The following is a 20,196-nucleotide window of genomic DNA, read 5'->3' on the forward strand; positions in this document are numbered from 1 at the left end:
GGAGAACCAGCGCACCGCCCCCACCACACAACCGAGGATGCAAGCCATGCACCGGGCACTGATCGTCGTCGACGTGCAGAACGACTTCTGCGAGGGCGGCAGCCTGGCCGTCGCCGGCGGGGCCGAGGTGGCCGCCGCGATCACCGACCTGATCGCCGAGTCACCCGCCGGCTACCAGCACGTGCTCGCCACCCGCGACAACCACATCGATCCGGGCGACCACTTCTCCGACCACCCGGACTACGTCAACAGCTGGCCGGTGCACTGCGTGGCGGGCACCGAGGGCGTCGGCTTCCACCCCAACTTCGCGCCCTCCGTCACCTCCGGCGCGATCGAGGCGGTCTTCGACAAGGGCGCCTACGCGGCGGCGTACAGCGGTTTCGAGGGCGTCGACGAGAACAACCGCGGCCCGATCGAGTGGCTGCGCGAGCGCCAGGTCACCGAGGTCGACGTGGTCGGGCTGGCCACCGACCACTGCGTCAGGGCCACCGCGCTGGACGCCGTCCGGGCGGGCTTCGCCACCCGCGTCCTGCTGGACCTGACGGCCGGTGTGGCGCCGGGGACCACCGCCGCCGCGCTGGAGGAGCTGCGGGCGGCCGGGGTCGAACTGATCGGGGCGCCGATGGTGCGGGGCTGAGCCCCGGGCCGGCGCCGGCTCAGCGCTCGGTGACCAGCAGCTCCACCACGTCGGTGCCGCCGAGCCGGAAGGCCTCGCGCAGCTCGGCGCCGACCGCGTCCGGCTCGGCGGCCAGCCGCACCCCGGAGACGTGGACCAGCCGGACCCCGAGGTACTCCATCCGGTGCTGGCCGCCGCGCACCCAGGCGGCCTCCCCCTCGCTGACGCAGCGCAGGTCCGAGTCGACCTCCACCGCCACCCCCGCCTTCGGCCAGTAGAGGTCCGGGACGGCGATGTAGGTGCCGCCGCGCATCCGCAGCTCGGGGCCGGTCAGCGGGGCGGGCAGCAGCCACTCGTCCACCAGGGCGCCGAGCCGCTCCAGCACCGCGTCCCGCTCGGCGGCCAGCAGCTCGTCCAGCGCGGCCCGCACCCGCAGGTCGGCGGCCAGCCCGGACTCGGTCAGCTCGGCGGCCAGCTCCCGGACGGTGCACCGGATGTCGGGGCGCTCCACGGCCTCCCGCAGCACCGCGCGGACCGGTAGCGCGACGCCCTCGCCGAACTCCGGCGCGGCGCCCTCGGCCGTCCACTCGCGCAGCGCGTCGGCGACCGCCCGGGCGACCGGGGCACAGGCCAGGCCGTGCACCGAACTGGCCACCAACTCCCGTTCGGTGCGCCGGATCCGGACCTCACCGGCGTCCTTCAGCCGGCGCTGGCGGGGCACCAGGACGTCCACCCCGGTGACGGCGGGCAGCCGCGGCACGGCGGCGAAGCCGTAGAGCGCGAGCGCGGCCGTGCCGGTGATCACGGCGCCCTCCCGGCGGCCCTCCTCCCGCCCGTTCTGCGCGGCGTAGAGCAGGGCCGCCCACATCCGCTGCTCCGGGGTCGGCTCGCCGGACTGCAGGAGGTAGACCCTGGGCAGCAGCCGCTGCCAGGGGCCGCCGCGGCGGCAGTGCTCGGTGACCACCCGGGCCGGCACGCCCCGGGCGCGCAACTGGCTGGCGGTGATGACGTTCTGCTGACGCTTCGCCAGTTCCTCCAGGGAAGGTGGCGGCGAGGGAATCCGGTAGCTCATGCCGACACCATCCCCAACAGCCCGGACCGACCATCGGCCACCTGACGCACTGTTACCCAACCGTCGCGAAACCGGGACCAGTCCGCACTAAAGTCCTCATACCCTCACTCATTCGGCGTAATGGGTGATCATATGCTTGTCATCATTGATCGAAGTCGAGCGGCGACCAGGGTGTCTGACCGTGAGTGACCAAGGGCATACGCCGAAGCGCCTCCGGAAGTCACTCCCGCCCGCCGGATTGCCTACCCTTGGTGCATGTCACGTGACGAGACCGCCGGCCTCCGCGCGGCCCAGCTCCGCCTTGGCCGCCTGCCCGGATACGTCCGCCGGCCGGACCCGGCCCGCCGCAGCGGCGAACAGGGCCATACGTACAAAAAAGGCTGGGAGGTTCGCTTCACCGCCCGCAGCGAGGCGGAGATAGCCGAGATCCGCGACCTCGTGGTCGCGGCCGGGTTCGCCCCGGCCAGGCCCTTCTTCAAGGGGCACCAGCTGATCCAGCCCGTGTACGGGATGGCCGCCGTCCAGGCCTACCTCGCCGCGAGACAGGCGGCCGAGGACCAGGCCGCCCGCACCGCCGTCGGCCGCGAACGACGGATCGACGGCACCACCGGGCCGGACGGGACCGCCGTCGTGCACGCCGCGGGGGCTGCCGCGGCAGCAGCGGCAGCGGCGGCCGAGCTGGCCCGGCGGCGGGCCGTCGACGCCTTCCCCGCCCAGCTCGAACGGGCCACCGCGGCCGACGACCGGATCACTTCCGCGGAAGCCCGGCAGATCGGCTGACGCTCCACCAGACGGGACACCCCGCGCCGCGCAGTCGCCCACCCACCGGGCGGCCGGGCGCGACCGACACGGACCGGGGCGGCCGGAGGGGGCCGGACCGCCCGCCCTGCCGTCTCGACCACTCCGCCGCGGGCCCGACCCCGGCCCGCACGGACCCGGCCCACCCGGCCGACCCCCGCGCCGACCCCGCCCGGCCCACCGGCCCACCGGCCCGGCTCCCGCCCGGCGGCGGCCCCGGCGGCGACCCCGGCGGCGCGGGCGCACCGGCCGCTCCGCGGACCCACCCCCGGGACCGTCCGAACACCTGCTCCGACCCTCCGCGCGCGCGACCGGTAGCGCGGGCGCGGCTTCACGCCGAGGGCGTGGACGTGAGCCGCCGAACCGCCTACGGTGGCTCATCAACTGCCCCGCGAACCCGCGGTCCCACTCCGCTGACCGGCCACGACGCCCTCACATCCGCGCCTGCGGAACCGCTGTGCCCCACTCCACCACCGGCCCCGCGCCACCCCGCCGCCCACCCGCCCACCTCCGGCCACCGCCGGAACCGGCCGAGCGACGGTGCCTTCCGGGCATTCAATCCGATTGGTAACCCAGCGCACCGAGCGCCTACCGTAGAGTGAGCACAGATGATCGACCGTCAGAAGCCCATCTCACTTGCCGAGAAGCCGAGATGACCAACCGTCATGACAGCACCGCCGAGCCTCCCCCGGGGCCCGGCGAACCGCCTGCCGTACCGCTGGAGTTCGCGGCGTTCTGCGAGCTGCACCGACCGCGGTACCTCAGCTACGCCCGGGTGTGGCTGCCGGACCAGACCGCGGCGGCCGGCGCCGTCCAACAGGCCTTCGCCGAAATCGCCGTCCACTGGCGCGAGTTGCTGGGCAGCTCCAACCCCACCGCGCACGCCTGGCAGATCCTGCGCGGCACCGTCAGCGACCACACCCGACAGGCGGGACCGCCGGCCCGGCCCCACCACCCCGCCGACGACGACCTGGCGATCCTGCACTACGTCGTCGGCCTCGCCGCACCCGAGATCGCCGATGTCATCGGCACCGACACCGCCAGCGTGGCCGGCCGACTCCGCCGCACCATGCTGCGCGAGGCCTCCGGCTGGTGACCCCGGCGAAGCCCTCGCGCCACCCCGGCGCCCCCGCGCGCCCGGCCCGCACCCGGTGGATCAGACCCGTTCGCCCGTCACGTCGTACAGGTGGTGGACCGGGTCGTGGACCAGGTAGCGGGAGAACGACTCCACCGTGAAGCGCGCACCGTCGCTGCGGTTGCCGGTGCGCTGCCACTGCTCGCCCTCGACCCGCTCGAAGGCGTCCGCCAGGATCCGCCCGGCCCCGGCCAGATCCGCCGCGACGGCCGACGGCCGCTGCTCCCCGTAGCGCTCGGCGACGGCCGTCTCGTCCTGGTCCCAGTTCGGGAAGTCCGGGCCGTCCTGGTCGAGCATGAGGTTCAGCCGGACGTGGAACAGCCGGAAGACGTCCCGCACGTGGCAGGCGTACTCCAGGTCCGACCAGATCTCCGGCCGGGGCCGGCGGCGCAGGGCGTCCTCGTCGCCCGCCAGGACGGCCACCCAGGCGTCCGCGTTGGCCCGGATCAGCCCGGGGACGGACGCGCGGTCCACGGCCGCGGAGTCCAGGCCGCAGTCCGGGCAGGCCCGTTCCAGCACCCAGGTCCAGTCCTTGGTGTCGGGGACGATGCCGTCGGCGGGGTCGGTGAGGCCGGTGAGGTCGGTGAGGTCGGCGGGGTCGGCGGGGTCGGCGGGGTCGGCGGGGTGGACGGCGGTGTTCGGGGTGGGGACGGCGGCGGCGTTCTCAGGACTGGTCATGCGTCCAGGATGGCCGCGGCCCGGCCGCTCCCACCAGCGGTCCGAACGCCAGCGGCCGCCGAAATACTGCCAGGCCCGGCGTCGGCGCGCGGGCCGGTCCGCCGTGCCCGGCTCAGCGGGAGCGGCCCGCCCGCGCGTCCTCGTCCCGCTCGTAGGCCTCCCGCGCCTCCAGCAGGTTCGCCAGGTTCTGGCGGCTCCAGGCGCAGACCGCGTCCATCGGCCCCAGCAGCGTGTGGCCGAGCGGCGTCAGCGCGTACTCCACCCGCGGCGGGTTCTCGTCGTACTCGGTGCGGCTCACCACGCCGTCGTACTCCATCGCGCGCAGCGACTCGGCCAGCACCTTCGAGGTGATGCCGACCAGCGGCACCCGCAACTCGGAGAAGCGGCGCGGGCCGCCCTCCAGACAGCGCATGATCTTCCAGGTCCACTTCTTGCCGCCCAGCACCGGAACCGTCCGCACCGGGCAGTCCGGGTCGAAGAAGTCCGGTGGCAGCGGTTCGGTCGCGGTCGGCGTCATGGCCCCGACGGTAGCCGACGAGGCGTCCGACCGGGCCCCCGCCGGTACCGTTGAAGTAACCGGCACCCCCCGGTCTACCGTCACGGCGACGGCGGGCGACAGCGCCCCCGACGAGCGGACGGAGACCGCCATGAGCAGCACCGGCAAGCAGGACGGCACGGACCTGATCGTGTTCGGCGCGGGCGGGCAGGTCGGCCGCGCCGTGGTCGCCGAGGCCCGGCGGCGCGGGCTGACCGTCACCGCCGCCGTCCGCGACCCCGAGCGCCACCGCGACCTCGCGGACACCGGCGCCGCCCTGGTCCGCTGCGACATCACCGACGAGGCCGCCGTCGCCGCCGCGGCCCTCGGGCACACCGCCGCCGTCAGCACCGTCTACACCCCCGACGTGCCCTCCGCCCGGTTCTACCGGGAGGCCACCGACGCCCTGGTGGCCGGCCTCGCCGCGGCCGAGGTCCACCGGCTGGTCCACGTCGGCGTCGCGACCACGCTGGAGACCGCGCCCGGCATCGCCGTCCACGACGACCCCGCCTTCCCCGAGGCCTACCGCGCCTTCTCGCTCGGCCACTACACCGCGCTCGACCTGCTGCGGGAGTCCGCCGCCGCGCTGGACTGGGTCGTCGTCACCCCGCCCCTCGACCTCGACCGCACCGCGCCCGGCACCGGCCACTACCGGGTCGGCGGCCCGCAGGTCCTCGGCGAGCGGATCGCCCAGGCCGACCTCGCGGTGGCCGTGGTCGACGAGGCCGCCGCACCGGCACACCACCGCGAGCAGATCGCCGTCGCCGCGTAGCCGGGGGCCGGGGGCGCGTTGCCGGGGCCCTTGCCGACCGAAAGTCCCTGGCCGGAGCGGGGCGCTCCGGTCCATGCTGGGCACCATGCTCATCCGCGAAGCCACCCCCGCCGACTGGCCGGCCATCTGGCCCTTCCTCCGTGAGATCGTCGCCGCCGGCGAGACCTACAGCTGGGACCGCGACACCGGCGAGGACCGGGCCCGCGCGCTCTGGTTCAAGCCCGCCCCCGGCCGCACCTTCGTCGCCGTCGACGAGGACGGCACCGTCCTGGGCACCGCCGAGAGCCACCCCAACCAGTCCGGCGGCGGCGCCCACGTCGCCAACGCGGGCTTCATGGTCGACCCCCGCCACTCCGGCCGGGGCGTCGCCCGCGCCCTCTGCACCCACGTGCTCGACCAGGCCCGCGCCGACGGCTACCGCGCGATGCAGTTCAACGCCGTCGTGGAGACCAACCACCGCGCGGTGGCCCTCTGGGAATCCCTCGGCTTCGACATCCTCACCACCGTCCCCGAAGCCTTCCACCACCCGCGGAAGGGCTACGTCGGCCTGCACATCATGCACCGCCGGCTCTGAGGACCGCCCGTGCGCGGGCGGCTCGACCGGCTCGGGCGGCTCACCGGTAGGGCGGCTGCTGCGGCGGAGGGCCGTACCCCGGCGGGTACGGGTACGCACCCGCCGCGGCGGCCCGCCGCCGCTTCCGCGCCCGCACCGCCAGCCCCGCCCCCACCCCGGCGACCACCAGCACCAGCAGACCCCCGGCCCCGAGCAGGGTGTACGTGATCCCCGCGTTCCCGCCCTCCCCGGCCACCGGCGCCGCCATCGGCGGCGCGGAGGCGTCGTCGGTGGGCTCCGCCGCGGAGCCCGGCGGAGCCCCCTGCGACTCCGCCCGACCGAGCAACGGGTTCGCCGTCGGCCCGCCGTCCACCGCGGCGTTCGGCGCCAGCGCCTTGGCCGGGTCGACGATCCCGTACCCGTAGTGGGCATCGGGCACCGCCGAACCGTCCGCCGGCGGAGTCGCGCTCTTGATCATCCGATTGATGACCTGCCCGGCGGAAAGCGCGGGGTACTTGGAGCGGATCAACGCAGCGGTGGCGGAGACGTAGGCGGTGGCTCCGGACGTACCCTGGCCGATCCCGTACGCCGATGTCGACTTGGCCGCAGCGTGGTAGACCTCCACACCTGGCGCGGCCAGCGTGGTCTCAGGGCCGAACGTCGACTTCTCCCACACCTTGCCCTGTTCATCGACCGCCGCCACCGCGACCACCCCTGGGAAGGCTGCCGGGTACTCGACCGGTGTGGCCTTGTCCCCGCTGTTCCCAGTGGCCGCCACGAGGACGACGTCCTTGGAAACGGCGTAGCTGATCGCGGAACGCGCCTGAGCGTCGAGTCGTGCAAACCCGACCGACATGTTGATGACCTTCGCCCCGTGATCCACCGCGAATCCGATGGCCAGCGCGATGTCCGACTGCTGGAGCTCCGGCGACTCCCCATCACTTCTGATCTTGACCGGAAGGATCTTCGCCTTCGGCGCCAGACCCTCGATCCCCGCCTGGGAGCCGTGCCCGACGCCGGCGATCAGACTCGCCATACCGGTCCCATGGCCATTGGTGTCCACTCGGCCGTCCGTCTTCCCGCCCGAGAAGTCGGCGCCGGGCAGCACCTGCCCGGTGAGATCCTGGTGGTCATCCTTGACACCACTGTCGACGACCGCGACGACGATGCCGTCACCCTGGCTTATGGGCCAGATCTTCGCCTCTGCCTGGTACTTCTTCAGCGGCCATTGTGCGTCCCGGATCTGATCCGCGGCCGCCGGGGCGGCCGCTGTCCCCCACACAAGGGCTCCAGCAGCAAGCACGGCCGCCCCACGCCCTACTCGACTGCTCGTCAAGCCTGGTCACCCCACTCAGCGAAGCGTCCCGCAGGCCATCGACCTGCGGGACGACCGGTCATCCAGCTTGTCCCCGCGGACAGGGCTCATTCCACCACGTTCGGATTGCTCGGCTTGTCCGACGCCCAGGTTTCCTCGTCCTCGACGAGGTAGTCGGGGCGCTTGCCGCCCTTGTCCTTGTCGTTCTTGCGTCGTTGGGTGTCGCCGAGCGGAATCCCCGGCCTTATGCCCCCCGCTGAACTCCCGACCGGTTCGCCCCTGGCCGCCCTGTTTCGGGCGCCGATCCCGGACCCGCCTTCGGTGAAGGACTGCTTCGCCCCCGGTCCGCCAACCGATCGTGCACCTTCGCCGATGATGGCTCCGGCCCGCCCCGGCAGGCTGCCTCCGGGGCGGGATCCTGCGGCAGCCCGGCCTCCTGTGCCGAAACCGCCCTCGTGCACCTCACCGGTTCCGAATGCCCGGCCACCACGGGCCACAGCCTCGCCGGGCGCGTTCGTCCTACCGAACGGGCCCTTGCCCGGAGTCCCGTCCTTGCCCTGCGCCCCGACTTTGCCTTGCGCCTCGCCCTTGCCCGGACTGTTGACCGGGCGTCCGTCCGTTCCGCCCCCCAGTGGTCCACCACCGGTGGTGGTGAGAGGCCCACCACCGTGACCGACACCGGTGGGACTGCTCGGCGTTGCGGGGTTGGGGGACTGTGTACTCCCCGAGATCGCGGGAAGAGTGGTCGGCCCGCCGTCGATCCCGGTACCCGGACCGAAGTGACCGACGGACGGGGGCTTGGGAGCCGGCTGCGCGCTGCCCCCCTTGATTCCTGGATCGGTCGGTGCCGCCGGTGCCGCCTTCGTCACCACGGGCTTCGTCGGGGCCTGACTACCGGGCTTCTGGACCCTCGGCGCCGGGCCGTTGCCGGAAGTCGGGCTTGCCCCCGCGCCGACAAAACCAGCACCGGTCGTGACCGCACTCAGCACCGGCGCACCCGCAGAGTCGTCGGACGAGGGGACATCGCGGGTGTCCTCGCGAAGTGGCCCCTTCTGCAACGGCGGTGGCGGCTTCAGCATCGGGGCGGCGACGCGGTAGTGCATGGCGAGGGTCTGCATGACGGCGGCGGCTTCGAGTTTGCGCTGTTCGGCGACGGCCGTCTTGGTGTCCTCGTCGTCGCCGCCGAACAGGGAGGAGACGGTGTCGCCGACGCCGTCCTTGAGCTGGTCCCAGCCGCTGGGCTCCTCGGGCATGTCGTGCTTGGCCTTGGCGATGGCCTCGGACATGGCCTTGAGGGTGTTGGCGGCGTCGTTGGCGTAGGAGGCCGCGTTGTTGATGGTGGCGGCGAGGTTGAGCATGCGGCCGTGGAAGGCGTCGCTGGTGCTGCCCTCCCAGCTGACGGCGGCCTCGGTGCTGGCCCGGGTGAGGGTGGCGCGGATGGCCTTGAGGGTGTCGGCGGCGCGGCGCCAGGGGTCGCTGGCGGCCATCACCTCGCCGGGATTCAGGGCCTGGGCCATCTTCCGGAGTTCGGCGTGGCTGTAGTCGTGGAAGTTGGTGTACGTCATCGGCGGCCGCCTCCGTTTCCGTGGGGCTGTTCCGGGTGGGTGCTCATCGTTCGGACTTCCCGCCGTCGTGCCGGGGCGGGGCCACCGTCCGGGTGTACGCGGCGGTGCTGGTGGCCGACGGGGCGGCCACCGACCAGCCGTCGTCGCCGAGCTTCAGCTTGCCCGCGGTGCGGTGTTCCTGCTCCTGGTAGTTGGTGGCGGTGAGCTCGGCCTTCTTCTGGGCCTCGTCCACGGCGTCCTGGAGCTGGTTGAGCACGTCGCGCAGCCCGTCGCGCATCGTCTGGTACCGGCCGTGCAGTTCGGTGGCCTCGGCGAAGGTGCCGAAGGAGGTCTTGCCGACGGCGCTCTGTCCGTGCGTCCGGGTGCCGTCGGCGTGGCGTTCGAACTCGGCCAGCAGGAGCCGTACCTGGGCCGCGAAGGCCCGCAGTTGTTCGACTTCGACGCGGTAGCCGCCGCCGGCTCCGCCCGTCGATCCGGTCCCCGTTGCCACGTCCGGCGCCTCCCCCGTGCGTCCGCCCCGGGCTGCCGTGCACAGCCCCGGGAGACACATGTCTAACACATGGGCCGGGCCGACAGAACGGCGCTCGCGGCGAACCGTCGACGAGCTGCCGGACCGTCAGTTCGCGGGTGCTCCGCGCTGCAGCGCGGTGAGGGCGCGGCGGCAGAGCGAGTCGGCGTGGCGGGTGGTCTCGGGCAGCCGGTAGTGACGGGCGAGGGCGAGGGTGGTGTCGACCGCCTCGGACAGGCCGATGCGGTGGCCGACGGAGACGAACACCGGCTTGACGCCGGGCCGGGTGCGGAGGGCGCGGCCGACCTCCTCCCCGGTGGCGGGGTCGGTGAGCGGGGTCCAGGCGCCGCGGGCCGCGTCGGGCTCGCGGTGGTCGAAGACGAACGGGGTCTTGGCGACGCCGAGCGTGCGCAGGCCGGTGAGGACGCCGAGGTGGCTGGCGAGGCCGAGGCGGCGCGGGTGGGCAAGGCCGTAGCCGTCGCAGACCACGGTGCCGGGGGTGCGGGTGAGCGCGGCCAGGGCGTCGAGGACGGCGGGGAGTTCGCGGAAGGCGAGCAGCCCGGGTACGTAGGGGAAGGCGATCCGGCCGACGGCGGTCGACTCCTCGACGACGGCCAGGGTGTCCCGGTCCAGGACCACGGCGGCGGCGACCACGAGGTCCCGCTCGTCGTCGTAGGCGACGTCCACACCGGCGATCAGCGTGTCGTCGGCCTCGATGTCGCCGGTGGTGCCGGCGTCGGCGCCCGGGCCCGGGCCGTGGGGCCGGACGAGCGGGCGCAGCCGTTCCTGTTCGGCGAGTGCCTCGGCCTCGGTGGCGGGCCAGTCGGCGGGGATGGGCACGGAGGGTCCCCCTGGGGCGTCGGGCGTCAGTGGATGAGTCCCGATCACCGTACCGAGTCGGGCGGACGACCCCGCAGTGAGCCTGTGCGCCCCCCGTGCCCCGGGACCGACAGCTTAGGCTGCACTTACCGAACTCCCGTACTGGGTAGGAGTCCTGGACAGGGATCCCAGCACCGGCTCCGCCCCGCCCAGCCCCCGCCCGTTCCCCCCGACGCGCGAAGGACCGATCGCCATGCCGCGCCCGACCACCGCTCAGTTCTGCCTCGGCACCTGCACCGTCGTCGCCGCCGCTGTGGCGCTGCTGGCCGTCTCGGGCGCCACGGGCGTCCTGGAGATCGCCGTGCTGGTGTCCTTCGCGCTCGCCCTCGGGACGCTGGTGACGCTGCTGTCGCTGTCCACCGCCGCCCAGCGCCGCGCCGCCGCCACGGCCGCCGCGCCGAGCCCGGCGGCTGCCCCGGCCGACCCACCGACCCCCGCCGCCGCCCCCGCCGCCGCACCCGCACCCGCACCCGCACCCGCACCCGCACCCGCACCCGCCGGGCACGCGTACGCCCGGCAGCGCTGACGCACCACCGGGCGGTACCGGACCGGACACGCGGACGGGATCAGACCGTGGAGACCACCACGGTCTTCACGGCCTTGTCGTGGATGCACTGGCGGTACGGCTTGTCGAAGACGCCGAACAGACCGTCGATCAGCCACCAGAGCGCCGCGCAGCAGATGACCGCCGGAAGGATGAAGACGGCGGACCTCGTCCAGGCGGCGGCCGGCGTCGGCGTGCTGCCGTCGATCAGCATCGCGACCCTGACCTTCATGGCCTTCTTGCCGAGGGTCTGGCCGTCCCGGCTGAGCATCACGCCGTCGTAGATCAGCAGCAGGCCGCAGGCCAGCCAGAACGCGCCGGCGGAGCCCGAACGGTCGCCGAGACTGGCGAAGGGCAGCACCACGATGATCGCCACGATCTGCGCGAGCACGTAGTCGATCACCTGCGCGAGGATCCGGTTCGGCCAACTGCCGAGCGGCGGCATCCCGGGGATCGTCCCGGCACCGGGCGCGCCGTGCCCCGCGGGTCCGTATCCCGGCGGTGGCTGGTCGGACGGCGGCGGCCCGCCGTAGGGGCTCTGGCCGTACGGCGGTTGCCCGTAGGGCGAACCGCCGGGGGTGCCGCCGTAGGTGCCGCCGTACGCGCCGGGCCGGTCGTCGTAGGGGCTGCCGGCCGGTGGCGGGGTCGACGGCGGCGGGTTGCCGGACGGGTCCGACGGCGCACCTTCCGGCGTGCCGCCACCCGGGTGCGGGGGCTGCTTGTCGAAGGAGGGCTGGCCGCCCCCCTCCGGCTCGGAGCCTGAGGGGTTGTGGGTGCTCATTCCCCGAGTAGAACATCACACATTCGCTAAGTTTCGGATATTTAGTCCGTTTCGCCCGGCAACCTCCGCGTGCCCGCGGTCAGTCCCGGACGACCCTGGTGCCCGCCACCCGGTCGTGCCAGCCGCGCCGGGCGGGGCGGTCGAACAGCGGCCAGACCAGGCCGAGCAGCAGGACCGCCGAGACGTTCCGGACCAGCCAGCGGGCCAGTGAGCGGGCGAAGCTCAGCCGGAGGCGGGCGGCCGACGGCGCCGCGTCCACCACCCGGATCCGGGCCAGGCGCTTGCCGAAGGTCTGGCCGGTACGGGCGGTCGGCAGGACTTCGTAGAGCACGCCGACGAAGGCGAGGACGGCGACCAGGACGGCGGCCTTGCCCACCACGACGCCGTCCACCAGCAGGACGTCCACCTGACGGTGGGCCAAGGCGCTGGCCATCCGGGCCTGGGCGAGCTTCTGCTGGAGGTGGGACAGCGCGGAGTTGCCGAGCGGGATGGCGGCCGCCGTGGCGACCACGGCGAGGACGGCGGTGTCCACCAGCCGGGCGACCAGCCGGCGCCCGAGCCCGGCGGTCACCGGCGCGGGGAGACGTCGGCGGACGGCCTGTCGCGGCCCGGGCCCGGCCTTCGCCGGGGCGGCGGGTACGGGCGCCCCAGCGGGGACGGGCGCTGCGGCGGGGACGGTGGTGGCGGCAGGCGCGGCAGCGGCGACCGGCTCCGGCGCGGGGTCCGGTTCCGGTTCCGGCTCCGAGGCGGGCGCAGGCGCAGGCGCAGGCAGCGAAACCGGCACCGGACCGGGAGCGCGCACGACCACCGGCGCCACCGGCGCCACGGCTGCCGCCGGCGCCACGGACACCGCGGAGGCCACGACCGGCTCCGCCCGGTCCGCGGGCACCCGCCCCACCGCCACCGGCCGGACGTCCGCCGGCTCGGCCGCTCCCGGGAGCGGCTCCGCCCCCGGGAGCACGCCCCAGGAGACCCAGCGCGGCGCCCCGCCCGTCTCCATCAGGCCGCGCTGCGCCCGCGGATCGACCTGCCAGCCGGAGGCCTCCGGCTCGTCCTCGGCCTCCGCCCCGCCCGCCCGCTCCCGTCCGGCCCCCTCGGTGCCGAAGTCCACCTGCGCCCCGGTCGGACGGAACGCCGGCCCGGCCGCCAGGTGCGGCCCGATGCTGAACGACGCCCCGCCCGCCGTCTGGTCCAGGTACACCGGCCCGGTCTCCCCGGACGCCGCGCCGGGCGACGGCACAACGGGCGACGGCACGGCGGCCGACGGCGCAGCGGCCTCCGGCGCCGTCGGCGGCGGGACGAAGCGCGCACCGGCCCCCGGCCCGGACCCCGCGCCGCCGGCCACCCCGCCGCGGCGGGCCACGAACCGGGGCGGCTCCAGCACCTCGCCCTCCGCCGGCGCCGGGCGGCTGGTGCCGGGCACCCAGGCGGTGCCGCCCCAGTAGCGGACGAAGCCGGGCACCGAGGGGTCGGGGTAGTACCCCGGGGTGGGGCCGACGGCCGTCTCCGCGCCGCCGGCGAAGGGCCGGTCCGTCATGGGGTCTTCTTTCCTGGCAGGGCCGATGCGGCGCACCCGGCGGGCAGACCACGCGCCGGCGACTCGGGCGGCAGAGGTGGCTTCGCCGTCGGCGCGCGCGAGGACACCGCCTCATTGGCGGACAGTCGCGGGGCAGTCACAAAGGGTAGTACCTCGGCGGACCGAACGAGGCAAGTTGGGCAATCACCGGACAGCCCGGGTCCGCCCGGGATAAGGAGGACGGCGCGCATGCGTCGGCACGCGCCCGCTCCCCCCGCGTTCACCACTCCCGGTCCCCGTCTGCGGGAACTGCGCCAAGAAATCTCGGAAACGTGTGTAAGAGCGCCCGCGACCCGCGCTCTCCAAGGTCACAGGGCCCGAAACCGGGCACGAACCGGAGTCAGAGAGGAACCCGATCATGGAGCGCGCGACGAGCGTGGTCGAGCACGAGCTGGAGCTCAACCTGGTGCTCTCCCCCGAGCACAGCGTCCCCGTCCCGGCCCGGCTGTCCTACGGCAGCCACGACCCGTACGCGGTGCACATCACCTTCCACCTGGACACCGGCTCGCCGGTCACCTGGGTGTTCGCCCGCGAGCTGCTGGTGGAGGGCACCTTCCGGCCGTGCGGCCAGGGGGACGTGCGGATCTGGCCGACCCTCGCCCGGCCTTCGGCCGGGGGCGCCCCCGTGGGCCGGCGCAGCGTGCTCTGCATGGCGCTGAGCTCGCCCGCCGGGGACGCGCTGCTGGAGGCTCCGCTGCCGGTGGTGGCCGCCTGGCTGGAGCGGGCGCACCGGCTGGTGCCGCCGGGCAGCGAAATGGCGGCGCTGGACATGGACGGTTCGCTCGCCGAGCTGCTCGCGTGAGCGACCGCGCCGCACGGCGGCGCCCCCCACCGAACACACCCGCACGCCCCGGTCCCGGACGCCCCGGCCCGGGACGCGACGGCCTTGAGCGGGCCACTCCCGAGCAGGCGGCTCCGCAGGCGGCTCCCGAACACGGCGCCCCCGGGCAGACCGCTCCCGGGTGCGGCACCCCCGGGCCCGCCGGCCCGGGAGCCCCCGGCGACTCAGCGGGCCGCGGGGGCCTGCTGACGGTCGCGCGCGGGGCCGGGGCGGCCGCCGCCGCTGCGCTGCCCGGGCAGCGGGACGAGCGGGGCGCCGGCGGCCCGCCGCCGCGCCCTTATCCGTAGCGCCGCGGCCAGCAGGAAGCAGATCCCGACGAGCGGGTAGACCGCGGCCGGGACCTGGCTGACCGCCGAGAGGTGCAGGTCGAGGTCGCCGTGGTGCGGCACGACCCACATTCCGAACGAGAAGAAGGCGATCAGGGTGGCCCCGAAGGCGGCGCGCCAGCGCAGCCGGCGGACGGCGGCCGGACGGGCCTGCTCGACCGCCGCCTCGCAGGCGAGCAGGGCGAGCACGGGCACGCACCAGACCCAGTGGTGGGTCCAGCTGATCGGCGAGATCAGCACCGCGGTGACGGCGGCGCAGCAGACGCCCCACGCCTCGGCGCGCGGCAGCCAGCGGGAGCTGGAGGCCGCCCAGGCGGCGATGGCGAGGCCGGCCAGCGCGACCAGTCCGGCGGCCAGGGTCGCGACGAGCCCGGGGTCGGCGGTGTGCAGCAGCCGGGCGACGGCGCCGCGCACCGACTGGTTGTCGACGATCTCGGTCTTGCCGACCCGCGAGGAGTCGTAGAGGTACTTGGTCCAGAAGCCCCAGGTGGCGTCGGGCAGGACGAGCGCGCCGAGCAGGAAGGTCCCGAGGAAGGTGAACCCGGCCACGAAGGCGGCCCGGATCCGGCCGGTGAGCAGCAGGTAGACGGCGAAGAGCCCGGGGGTCAGCTTGATGCCCGCGGCGATGCCGATCGCGACGCCCTTGCTGCGGCGGCCGTCGGGGCGGGTGAGGTCCCAGAGGATCAGGCAGGCCAGGGCGAGGTTGATCTGCCCGTAGCGCAGCGTGGTGAAGACCGGTTCGAGCCAGACGCCGCCGCCGGTGACCAGGATCACCCCGAGCGGGCGCAGTTCGCGGCGCGGCCAGCCGACCAGCTTGAACGACAGGTGGGTGAAGAGCGCGAGCAGCCCGAGGTTGCCGAGCGTGATCGCCACCCGGAGGAACGGCACCGGGAACCAGGTCGTCGGCACGAACAGCATCGCGGCGAACGGCGGATAGGTGGCGGGCAGGTTCCACTCGGTGACCCGCAGGGCGTAGAGGTCGGTGCCGTCGGCGACGGCGCCGCCCTCCGCCCGGTAGACGATCATGTCGACCATCGAGGTGTGGACGAAGTGCCGCACCACGGCGTAGACCACCAGGGACAGCAGCGCCACCGCGGAGACCGCCAGCAGCGGGCGGCGCGGCGCCTCGCGCAGGGCCCGGACGGGCGCGCCGAGGGCGTCCTTGAGGCGGTGGGACAGGGGCCCGGGCGCCGGGTCCGGTGCGGTTGGCACCGCGCTGCGCTCGTCTTGCACCGCTGTCACTGTTCGCTCCGTCCACCGTTCGACCAACCAGCGACGATACCGGATGCCCGCCCGCCGGGCCCGGTCAAGGCGGTCACTCAGCGTGACCGGCCGGATCGGAGAACACCCCGGCCGGCCGTACTCCGTTGCGGGCGGAGCACGGACGGCCGGGGTCCCGGGGAGGGGTCGCGGGGGCTCAGCCGGCGTAGGCGCCGAGGGCCCGGGTGAAGTCCAGCGGCTGCTGGACGATGCTGCTGCAACTGGCGTCGGCGTAGGCCTTGGCGCCGCCCTCGCACGCCTTGTCGCGGGTGCCGGACCACATCGCCAGCCAGGCCAGGTGCTTGGTGCCGGCGAACTCGGCGAGCTGCTTGGCGTCGGCGACGGTGAAGATCTCGCTGGCCACGTCGTTGACCCCGATCATCGGGGTGACCGCGACCTTGCGCCAGGCGGCGGCGTCGTCCAGGCCGAGCACGCTCTTGACCTGGGCCTGGGTGGCGGTGGCCGCGGCGATGGCGTACTTGCCCATCTGGCCCTGCGGGTTCGGGGCGACGCCGTCACCGAAGTCCATCGCCATGATGTTGACCGCGCCGATCGCGACGCCGTTGCTCTTGGCGTTCGCGACCAGGTTGACGCCCTCCTGGGTCAGGCCGGAGGGCAGCGCGGGGAGGGTGAAGGAGACGTCCAGGGCCTTGCCCTTCGCGGCCGCGTTCTTCTGCAGCTGGGCGACGGCCTGGGCGCGGCGGGTGTTGGCGGCGGTGTCGGCGATCGCGCCGCCCTCGACGTCGAAGTCGACCTTGGTCAGCCCGAAGGCGTCGACGGTCTTCTGGTAGACGGCGGTCAGGTCGGCCGTCGTGGTGCAGGCGAGGGCGAGCTCGCTGCCGTTGGCGCCGCCGAAGGAGACCCGGACGTCGCCGCCGATCGCCCGCAGCGCGCCGATCTGGGCGGCCACCGCGTCGGCGGCGAGGTCGCTGACCCCGCCCCACTTCGGGGTGCAGCCGCCGCCGGAGACCACGAACGCGAGGTTGAAGTTCTTGACGCCGGTCGCCTTCGCGGTGGCGACCAGGTCGTACGGCGGGTAGAGCGAGGTGTCCACGTACGGCGCGAAGCCGGCACCGGTGACCGGGACGGGAGTGCCGGTCGCGGTGGCGGTGGGCGTGGGGGTGGCGCTCGTGGTCGGCGCCGGGGTGGTCGGCCTGGTCGTGGCGGTGGGGCTGGGCGACGCGGTGGTGGGCCCGGCGGTCGCGGTGGCCGTGGCGGTCGGCGTCGCGGTGGGCGCCGTGGTCGCGGTCGGCGAGACCGTGGGGGTGGTGGTCGGGCGGCCCGAGGGGGTCGGCACGGTGCCGTCGCCGGCCTTGCAGGAGGCGTTGTTGATCAGGCAGTTGCCGGGCTCGGCCTGGGCGGCGCCGGAGCCCTGGGCGACGAAGCCGACCACCAGGCTGCGGCCGGGCTCCAGCCGCTTGCTCCAGGCCTCGGGCTTGACGGTGACGTGCTGCCCGTCGGCGCTGAAGGTGGCGTTCCAGAGCGAGTCGATCTTCGCGCCGGCCGGCAGGTCGAAGCTCAGCGTCCAGTCCTCGATCGCGCTGCTGTCCGGGTTGGTGACCAGGTACTGGCCGGTGTAGCCGGAGTCCCAGGTGCTGGTGCGGGTGTAGACGGCGCCGAGCGAGGCGGCGCTGGCCGAGGAGGCGAGGACGACGACTCCGCCCGCGACCAGCGCGGCGGCGACGGCCGAGGCCCCGAGGAGGACTCCCTTGCGGCTGCGCCGGCGGCGGCCCGGGCGGCGGTCGGGCTGGGTCGTCATGGGCGTACCTCCGTTGGGGGCGCCACCGGCCCGAACGGTACGGGAGGCGGCTGGGCCGGACGGGGTCGCGGCGGCCGGGCGCGGGTCCGTGGACCTGTCGCGGGCGGCGTGACCCGGCTCGGTCGGGTGACCGGCGCGGATGACGCTAGTGGTGCCGGACGGCCGAAACCGGCCTGCTGAGCGAGGGGTACAGCTCCCTTAGGGCCCGCTTAAGAAAGAGGGGGGACACCTGTGGCGCGGGCCCGGTCCGCCGCCGCGCGGCAGCGCCGCCGCTCAGCGCTGGAACAGCGTGTTGCGGGTCCGCCGGCGGCTGACGCGGGCGGCGGTGGCGGCGGGTCTGGCCTGCAGGCGCAGCCGGATCTCGGCGCCGCCGAGCACCGCCGAGCGGCCGAGCGCGAGGTCGCCGCCGGTGACCTCGGCGAGCTTGCGGGCGATGTCCAGGCCGAGGCCGGTGGAGCCCTCGCCGCCGTGGCCCTGCCCGCGCTTCAGGGCGGCCTCGGGGTCGGTGAAGCCCGGTCCGGCGTCGCCGACCAGCACGATGACCGAGCTCTCGGTGGCGAGCACGTCGACCGAGAACGCGGTGCCGACGGCGGTGTGGCGGAAGACGTTGCCGAGCAGCGCGTCGACGGCGGCGGCGAGGTCGCCGCGCTGGACGGACACCGGCACCGGCCGGTCGGCGCCGGCCAACTGCCAGCGGCGGCCCTCGTCCTCGGCGAGCGCGGACCAGAAGCCGACCCGCTCCTGGATCACCTCGGCGGCGTCGCAGCCGACGGTGACCGCGGGCGCGTCCTCGGGCGCCCGGCGGGCGGAGCGGATGATCTGGTCGACCTCGCGCTCCAGTTGGGAGACGGCGTGCCGGGTGGCGTCGGCGGCGTCGCCCTCGCCGAGCGAGGCGGCGTTGAGCCGCAGCACGGTGAGCGGGGTGCGCAGCCGGTGCGACAGGTCGGCGGCCAACTCCCGTTCGGCGGCCAGCAGGTGGACGACCCGGTCGGCCATCGCGTTGAACGCGTGGGAGGCTTCGCGCAGTTCCTCCGGGCTCCCGGCGCTCTGCCGGTCGTCGACGGGCACCCGGACGGCGAGGTTGCCGCCGCCGAGCGAGCGGGCCGCGGCGGCCAGCCGGCGGGCGGAGGCGACGATCCGGGTGCCCATCCGGTCGGCGACCAGCACCGAGATGGCCACCAGCGCGAGCGCGACCGCCGACAGCACCAGCCAGGCGGTGGAGACCCCCCGGGTGAGGTCGCCGTCGGCCACGAACACCTCGACCACGGCCGTCCGGCCGGTGTCCACGGCGACGGGCTGCAGCAGGGCGAAGCCGCCGGGCACCTCGACGGTGAACGAGCGGCCCTGGCCGCCGGCGGTGCCCACGTCGGCGGCCAGCGCGCGGGCCTCCCCGATGGTCGCCCCGCCGTCCGGCCCGACCGGGGCCGCCGCGGGGGCGGCGGCGGACGGCGCGGACGAAAGCACGGAGGGAAGCGCCGAGGGAAGCACCGAGGGAAGCACGGACGGCAGCGCGGCCGGCCCGGTGGGAGCGCCCGCCGGGGGCACCGGCGCCCCGCTCGCCGGCGCCCCGGTCGTTCCCCCGCCCGCCGCCGCGCCCGGTACCGGCAGGTGGACCGCCATCCGCCCCTGCGCGCCCGCGTCGGTACTGGCCACCGCGCGGGCGATGGCGCCCTGGTCCGTGGTGATCGCGAGCGCCGGGCCGAGCGCCGCCGCCTGGCGCTCGGCCGCGGTGAACGCCCGGTCCCGCGCGGTCTGTTGGACCATCAGCCCGAGCGGGATGAGGAAGGCCAGCGCGACCATGGTGGTCCCGGCCACGGCGGCCTTGATCAGGGCCCAGCGCAGCGAGTGCCCGAACCGCCTCATGTCCGGCGCTCCGTGGGGGCGGGTCCGGGCTCCGTCGGGTACCCGGTCGCCTCCAGCCGGACCCCGACGCCGCGCACGGTGTGCAGGTAGCGGGGGTTGGAGGCGGTCTCGCCGAGCTTGCGGCGCAGCCAGGAGAGGTGGACGTCGATGGTCTGGTCGCCGCCGTAGGTCTGGCGCCACACCTCGGCCAGGATCTCCTTGCGCGGTACGACCACGCCGGGGCGGGCGGCGAGGAAGGCCAGCAGGTCGAACTCGCGGCGGGTCAGGTCGAGCGCCCGGCCGTCCAGCGCGGCCTCGCGGCGCTGGAGGTCGATGGCGAGCCCGCCGACCCGGAGCACCTGGGTGACCGGGGCCGTTCCGCCGCCGAGCCGGCGCAGCACGGCGGCCATCCGGGCACTGAGGTGTTCCCCGGAGAAAGGTTTCACCAAGTAGTCGTCGGCGCCGTCGTTGAGCAGCCGGACGATCTCGGCCTCGTCGTCCCGGGCGGTGGAGATGATGACCGGCACATTGGTCAGGCCGCGAATCATCTTGAGCGCCTCGCTGCCGTCCAGATCGGGCAGGCCGAGATCGAGGATCACCAGGTCGCAGCCGACCTGGGCCACCTCGCGCAACGCCTCAAGTGCCGTGCCCACACTGCGGACCGCGTGACCGGTGTCGGCCAGATGCCGGATGAGGGCGGAGCGTACGAAGGGGTCGTCCTCGACCACGAGCACTGTTGCCATGGGGCTGCACGGTACGCCATCGGCGTGCGGTGGTCTGTACCTCGGGGTGGTCTCGGGGCGGGTCCGGGACCGCCCGCCGGACAGCTCCGGACCGATCG

20 protein-coding genes are annotated in these 20,196 nt (G+C 74.8%); 7 read left to right on the top strand and 13 right to left on the bottom strand.

Annotated elements, in window-relative coordinates:
* The first annotated feature begins 46 nt into the window (after positions 1-46).
* A complete protein-coding gene (locus ACWDRR_RS34040; RefSeq protein WP_449776121.1) occupies positions 47-637 on the top strand; it encodes an isochorismatase family protein in 591 nt (196 codons plus the stop codon).
* A gap of 19 nt (positions 638-656) precedes the next feature.
* Here ACWDRR_RS34040 and ACWDRR_RS34045 read toward each other — a convergent pair whose 3' ends face one another.
* Entirely contained in the window at positions 657-1,688 is a 1,032-nt protein-coding gene (locus tag ACWDRR_RS34045) for a hypothetical protein (protein WP_449776122.1), read from the bottom strand.
* 255 nt (positions 1,689-1,943) lie between these two features.
* Between ACWDRR_RS34045 and ACWDRR_RS34050 the strand changes: the two genes are divergently transcribed.
* Together ACWDRR_RS34050 and ACWDRR_RS34055 are read left to right on the top strand one after the other, a co-directional pair.
* Positions 1,944-2,468: a hypothetical protein gene (locus tag ACWDRR_RS34050; protein ID WP_449776123.1), complete on the top strand. Its 525-nt coding sequence runs from the start codon at positions 1,944-1,946 to the stop codon at positions 2,466-2,468.
* Positions 2,469-3,138: 670 nt separating this feature from the next.
* Positions 3,139-3,582 carry an RNA polymerase sigma factor gene (locus ACWDRR_RS34055; protein WP_449776124.1) on the top strand — a complete coding sequence of 148 codons (444 nt, stop codon included), beginning with the start codon at positions 3,139-3,141 and terminating at the stop codon, positions 3,580-3,582.
* A gap of 60 nt (positions 3,583-3,642) precedes the next feature.
* On the opposite strand, the gene ACWDRR_RS34060 is transcribed toward ACWDRR_RS34055, so the two are convergent.
* Together ACWDRR_RS34060 and ACWDRR_RS34065 are read right to left on the bottom strand one after the other, a co-directional pair.
* On the bottom strand, positions 3,643-4,299 hold the full coding sequence (locus ACWDRR_RS34060) for a DinB family protein (RefSeq protein WP_449776125.1): 657 nt from the start codon (positions 4,297-4,299) through the stop codon (positions 3,643-3,645).
* Between the two features lie 112 nt (positions 4,300-4,411).
* Positions 4,412-4,816: a winged helix-turn-helix transcriptional regulator gene (locus tag ACWDRR_RS34065; RefSeq protein WP_449776126.1), complete on the bottom strand. Its 405-nt coding sequence runs from the start codon at positions 4,814-4,816 to the stop codon at positions 4,412-4,414.
* Positions 4,817-4,946: 130 nt separating this feature from the next.
* Here ACWDRR_RS34065 and ACWDRR_RS34070 point away from each other — a divergent pair, with 130 nt between their 5' ends.
* Together ACWDRR_RS34070 and ACWDRR_RS34075 are read left to right on the top strand one after the other, a co-directional pair.
* Positions 4,947-5,606, top strand: a complete 660-nt coding sequence (locus ACWDRR_RS34070) for an NAD(P)-dependent oxidoreductase (protein WP_449776127.1) — start codon at positions 4,947-4,949, stop codon at positions 5,604-5,606.
* An 85-nt stretch (positions 5,607-5,691) separates the two neighbouring features.
* Complete coding sequence (locus ACWDRR_RS34075; protein ID WP_449776128.1) at positions 5,692-6,180, top strand: N-acetyltransferase family protein; 489 nt, start codon at positions 5,692-5,694, stop codon at positions 6,178-6,180.
* A gap of 40 nt (positions 6,181-6,220) precedes the next feature.
* On the opposite strand, the gene ACWDRR_RS34080 is transcribed toward ACWDRR_RS34075, so the two are convergent.
* The 4 genes from ACWDRR_RS34080 to ACWDRR_RS34095 form a co-directional block, all read right to left on the bottom strand.
* Positions 6,221-7,441 (bottom strand): S8 family serine peptidase, encoded by a 1,221-nt coding sequence (locus tag ACWDRR_RS34080; protein ID WP_449776129.1) that lies wholly within the window; start codon positions 7,439-7,441, stop codon positions 6,221-6,223.
* A gap of 140 nt (positions 7,442-7,581) precedes the next feature.
* Positions 7,582-9,039 carry a PPE domain-containing protein gene (locus tag ACWDRR_RS34085; protein ID WP_449776130.1) on the bottom strand — a complete coding sequence of 486 codons (1,458 nt, stop codon included), beginning with the start codon at positions 9,037-9,039 and terminating at the stop codon, positions 7,582-7,584.
* A 43-nt stretch (positions 9,040-9,082) separates the two neighbouring features.
* Positions 9,083-9,529 carry a hypothetical protein gene (locus ACWDRR_RS34090; protein WP_449776131.1) on the bottom strand — a complete coding sequence of 149 codons (447 nt, stop codon included), beginning with the start codon at positions 9,527-9,529 and terminating at the stop codon, positions 9,083-9,085.
* 126 nt (positions 9,530-9,655) lie between these two features.
* Positions 9,656-10,387: an endonuclease V gene (locus ACWDRR_RS34095; RefSeq protein ID WP_449776132.1), complete on the bottom strand. Its 732-nt coding sequence runs from the start codon at positions 10,385-10,387 to the stop codon at positions 9,656-9,658.
* Positions 10,388-10,619: 232 nt separating this feature from the next.
* On the opposite strand from ACWDRR_RS34095, the gene ACWDRR_RS34100 reads away from it, so the two are divergent.
* Entirely contained in the window at positions 10,620-10,952 is a 333-nt protein-coding gene (locus ACWDRR_RS34100) for a hypothetical protein (RefSeq protein ID WP_449776133.1), read from the top strand.
* 40 nt (positions 10,953-10,992) lie between these two features.
* Here ACWDRR_RS34100 and ACWDRR_RS34105 read toward each other — a convergent pair whose 3' ends face one another.
* Complete coding sequence (locus tag ACWDRR_RS34105) at positions 10,993-11,751, bottom strand: RDD family protein (protein WP_449776134.1); 759 nt, start codon at positions 11,749-11,751, stop codon at positions 10,993-10,995.
* A 79-nt stretch (positions 11,752-11,830) separates the two neighbouring features.
* Positions 11,831-13,288, bottom strand: coding sequence for an RDD family protein (locus tag ACWDRR_RS34110; RefSeq protein WP_449776135.1), 1,458 nt, complete (start codon positions 13,286-13,288; stop codon positions 11,831-11,833).
* A 397-nt stretch (positions 13,289-13,685) separates the two neighbouring features.
* Between ACWDRR_RS34110 and ACWDRR_RS34115 the strand changes: the two genes are divergently transcribed.
* On the top strand, positions 13,686-14,129 hold the full coding sequence (locus tag ACWDRR_RS34115; protein WP_449776136.1) for an SsgA family sporulation/cell division regulator: 444 nt from the start codon (positions 13,686-13,688) through the stop codon (positions 14,127-14,129).
* Between the two features lie 203 nt (positions 14,130-14,332).
* Here the strand turns inward: ACWDRR_RS34115 and ACWDRR_RS34120 are convergent, their stop codons facing one another.
* From ACWDRR_RS34120 to ACWDRR_RS34135, 4 genes are all read right to left on the bottom strand, one after another.
* Positions 14,333-15,736: a glycosyltransferase 87 family protein gene (locus tag ACWDRR_RS34120; RefSeq protein WP_449776137.1), complete on the bottom strand. Its 1,404-nt coding sequence runs from the start codon at positions 15,734-15,736 to the stop codon at positions 14,333-14,335.
* Between the two features lie 175 nt (positions 15,737-15,911).
* Positions 15,912-17,513 carry a glycoside hydrolase family 18 protein gene (locus ACWDRR_RS34125; protein WP_449776138.1) on the bottom strand — a complete coding sequence of 534 codons (1,602 nt, stop codon included), beginning with the start codon at positions 17,511-17,513 and terminating at the stop codon, positions 15,912-15,914.
* Positions 17,514-17,786: 273 nt separating this feature from the next.
* Positions 17,787-19,376, bottom strand: coding sequence for a sensor histidine kinase (locus tag ACWDRR_RS34130; RefSeq protein WP_449776139.1), 1,590 nt, complete (start codon positions 19,374-19,376; stop codon positions 17,787-17,789).
* Positions 19,373-20,098 carry a response regulator transcription factor gene (locus ACWDRR_RS34135; protein ID WP_449776140.1) on the bottom strand — a complete coding sequence of 242 codons (726 nt, stop codon included), beginning with the start codon at positions 20,096-20,098 and terminating at the stop codon, positions 19,373-19,375. Before ACWDRR_RS34135 ends, ACWDRR_RS34130 begins: the two co-directional genes overlap by 4 nt.
* Positions 20,099-20,196 lie beyond the last annotated feature (98 nt).

Source organism: Kitasatospora sp. NPDC003701, from assembly GCF_053587085.1.